3 protein-coding genes are annotated in these 3,450 nt (G+C 63.8%); 1 reads left to right on the top strand and 2 read right to left on the bottom strand.

The genetic code is table 11. The annotated features are described in order from the left end of the window. Positions 1-12 precede the first annotated feature (12 nt). A complete protein-coding gene (locus tag AC1PLU_RS10865; protein WP_481108416.1) occupies positions 13-1,155 on the bottom strand; it encodes an alpha-hydroxy acid oxidase in 1,143 nt (380 codons plus the stop codon). Positions 1,156-1,276: 121 nt separating this feature from the next. Between AC1PLU_RS10865 and AC1PLU_RS10860 the strand changes: the two genes are divergently transcribed. Continuing rightward, positions 1,277-1,819, top strand: a complete 543-nt coding sequence (locus tag AC1PLU_RS10860; RefSeq protein ID WP_481108415.1) for a GNAT family N-acetyltransferase — start codon at positions 1,277-1,279, stop codon at positions 1,817-1,819. A 78-nt stretch (positions 1,820-1,897) separates the two neighbouring features. On the opposite strand, the gene AC1PLU_RS10855 is transcribed toward AC1PLU_RS10860, so the two are convergent. Next, complete coding sequence (locus AC1PLU_RS10855) at positions 1,898-2,929, bottom strand: sulfotransferase family protein (protein WP_481108414.1); 1,032 nt, start codon at positions 2,927-2,929, stop codon at positions 1,898-1,900. Positions 2,930-3,450 lie beyond the last annotated feature (521 nt).

Here is a 3,450-nt window from a genome sequence, read left to right as displayed (position 1 = left end):
CGCAGCAGCAACTCAGGGCTGGGTGAGCAGCACGCTGGCGTCGATATCCGCAACCTGCGGCCTGCCGCACAGCCCCATGCTCAGCTCCAGCTCGCGCTGGATCAGCCGCAGTACCTCGGTCACACCGGCCTGGCCCGATGCGGCCAGCCCATACAGCCAGGCACGCCCGATGTAAGCGCCGCGCGCGCCAAGCGCCAGCGCCTTCAGCACGTCCTGGCCGCAGCGGATACCGCTATCCAGATGAATTTCGACATCGCCACCGACCGCAGCGACGATGGCCGGTAGCATGCGGATGCTGGACGCCGCCCCATCGAGTTGGCGCCCGCCATGATTGCTCACCACCAGCGCGTCCGCGCCTGCAGCGACTGCCTGCCGCGCATCGTCCACATCCAGGATGCCCTTGACGATCAGCGGGCCACGCCAGCGCGCCCGCACCCAGGCCACATCGTCCCAGGTCAGCGCTGCATCGAACTGACTGGCAGTCCATGCTGCCAGCGATGCCAGATCACCCTTGCCACCCACCTGCCCGGCAAGATTGCCGAAGCCGTGCTGACGGCTGCCGAGCATGCGCAGACACCAACGCGGATGCGTCGCGAAATCGCGCAGCGTCGCCAGGCTCACACGCGGCGGCACGCTCAACCCATTGCGCAGATCGGCATGCCGCTGCCCCATGAACGGCACATCCAGCGTCAGCATCAACGCGCCGCAGCCGGCCGCTTGTGCGCGCGCGATCAACGCGGCGGAGAATCCGCGGTCGCGCATCAGATAGAGCTGAAACCAGCATGGCGTCTGCACGCTGGCGCAGACCTGCTCCAGCGAACAGATGCTCATCGTCGACAGCACAAACGGCACCCCGAATGCCTCGGCCGCGCATGCGGCCAGCACCTCGCCATCCGGATACAACAGGCCGGCCAAGCCGGTCGGCGCCAATGCCAATGGCATCGCCACCGGCACGCCCAGCAGCGTGCTGGCGGTACTGCGCCGCGCCACATCGATGGCAACGCGCTGGCGCAGCCGCAACGCGTCCAGATCGCAGCGATTGGCCTGCCGCGTGGTCTGGCTCCAGCTGCCGGCGGCAACGTAGTCGTAGAACATGCGCGGCAAACGGCGCTGCGCCAAGGCCTGCAAATCGTCGACACACGCAATCGCACTCATCCGTACAGGCTAGCGGCGGCCTGTGACAGTTCGGCAAGTGTCGCGTGTCGCGTCCCGGTCATCGCAGCATCATGAGTCTGCGCGAGCATCTGCCTTCCGCAGTGCAAACGAGTCCGCATCGATGCAGCACGACATCCAGATCGAACGTGCATGCGAGTCGCATGCCGACGGCGTGTGTGCGCTCTACAACGCCCCCGAGGTGGCGCGACAGCTGCTGGAGCTGCCGTATCGCGGGGTCGAGCAATGGCGCCGGCAATTGCTGCACGAAGACGAGCGGCAGCTGGCACTGGTTGCGTTGCACGGCGCGGAAGTCGTCGGTGTCGGCAGCCTGGGCAGCCAGGCACGGGTACGTCGTGCGCACGTCGGCGGCATCGCGCTGGCGGTCCGGCCGGACTGGCATGGCCGTGGTGTCGGCACGCGCCTGCTGAGCGCGTTGCTCGACGTCGCCGACCGCTGGATGCAACTGCACCGGCTCGAACTCACCGTCTATGCAGACAACACCGCGGCAGTGGCGCTGTACCAGCGTCATGGCTTCGACGTGGAAGGCGAACTGCGCGACTACGCCATGCGCGATGGCGGCTACGTCAGCGCTTACAGCATGGCGCGGCTACGTCAGCCAGGCATCGCGCTCAATGCACCAGGCGGCATCGCCACCGATACCTGAGACGAACTGGTGCACATCGTGCATCAACTACCTTTTGCAACCTGTTGCTGATCGCCTTTGCAGCTAACTCCACGGCATCTATAGCGGCACGTAACCCAAGCGTTCCAGCATCGGATTCGCTCGCCGCCCCAGGCTACGCAACAGCTCCGGCGGCCACGCATGCCAACTCGGCACGCGCGCGTCAGCAGCGATCGCAAGCCCGCGCTGCGCGGTCAGGTTGTCGCCCATAAACGGCCGGATGCGTTGTTGCGCCATGCGCGGCAGCACCTGCTCAGACCATGGCTCGCCAAGAAACTCGAACACGCGCGCCCCGACCACTTCTGGCGTACGCGAAAGTTCGTCATAACCCAGTTGCAAGCAGCGATCGCCCGCACGTTCGGCAAAATCCAACGCCGCTTCGTTGGTGGCGACCCACTCGTCGAGATACTGCATCAGATACAAGCCGGAACGCGGATTGCCCGGCAAGCCATCACGACGTACGAAGCGCTGAAAGCACGACAGCGCCACATCCAACCCATGACGATGCAGAAACAGAAACTTGCCGCGAAAATCGAACATCGCATCGATCACATCGAGCCGGCTGGACGAAAACAATTCCTTGGCGATCCAGCACTGCCGCCCGAAGCGCTGCGCGTACTCGCAATGCAACTCATCGATCATGCGCCCCAAGCGCGGGTACAACCCGCTCTGCGGCAAGCCCAGATGCGGCAGCACCATGCTGCCGAGGCGCAGCAAGCTGTCGCACTTGGCCAGCTCTCCGCACAACATGTTTTCCGGCAGGCTGCAGATCGTCTCGCTGGCATTGACCAGATACGCCAGCAACGTGGTGCCGGAGCGGCGATTGCCGATGATGAAATGCGCACGATCCCCGAACGGGTTATCCGCAAGGCGACTGCTCTTGTGCAGATCTGCCATCAGATCGTAGGCCAACGCCGGCGAGGTCCCTTCCTGCACCAACGCAGCCCGTGTCTGCACCAGGCTGCGCTCCAGCAATGCGTCCACCCCATCCAACTGCGGCGCCAGCGCAGGCGCTGCTACACGCACACGCTGCAGTTCGTCCGGCAGGCTGGACAAGGTCGCGAGCAACTCGCTCAGGTCGGCTTCGTTCACGGGTAGGTGGTCCACAGGCAGGTACCGCGATGGGCAAATGCACCGATGACATGCCCTGCCTAACAAACATCGGCACGTACCAGCACAAACCGAAGCCAGTCGCGCTCGGTTGCCGAAATGCTAGGCAACGCGTGCGACCTGTGTATGACAACAAGGCCGCTGAAAACCACTGAGACGGTTCAAAAGCTACGATGACGGCAGTTATCTCGCTAGCTGCAATGAGCCTGGCAACACCTTAGACGACACGACCGCTCCTCCCTGCGAGAGCCTTATCCGCAGCCACTGTCCGAACGGGTTTACCGTAGCGAGCGTGGGCGCCACTGAGAACCATAATCCCCGCAACTTTACTGAGAAGTATCGGGTAACGGCCCTGGCGTACTGCAAATGAGTCGTAAGGCATGCAGTGTGTCGATGCTGCGATCTGCGACAGCGTGCTCTGGCGGCCAAGCTTCAGGCTCTGGACACGCAGATCCGTTTTATAGAACTACGTGGCTCGGAATGGATTTCAGCAGACTTGGCTA

Source organism: Xanthomonas sp. NCPPB 2933 (assembly GCF_056725225.1).
The sequence above is the reverse complement of the archived record's forward strand: the minus strand, read 5'-3'. Positions and strand labels throughout refer to the sequence as shown.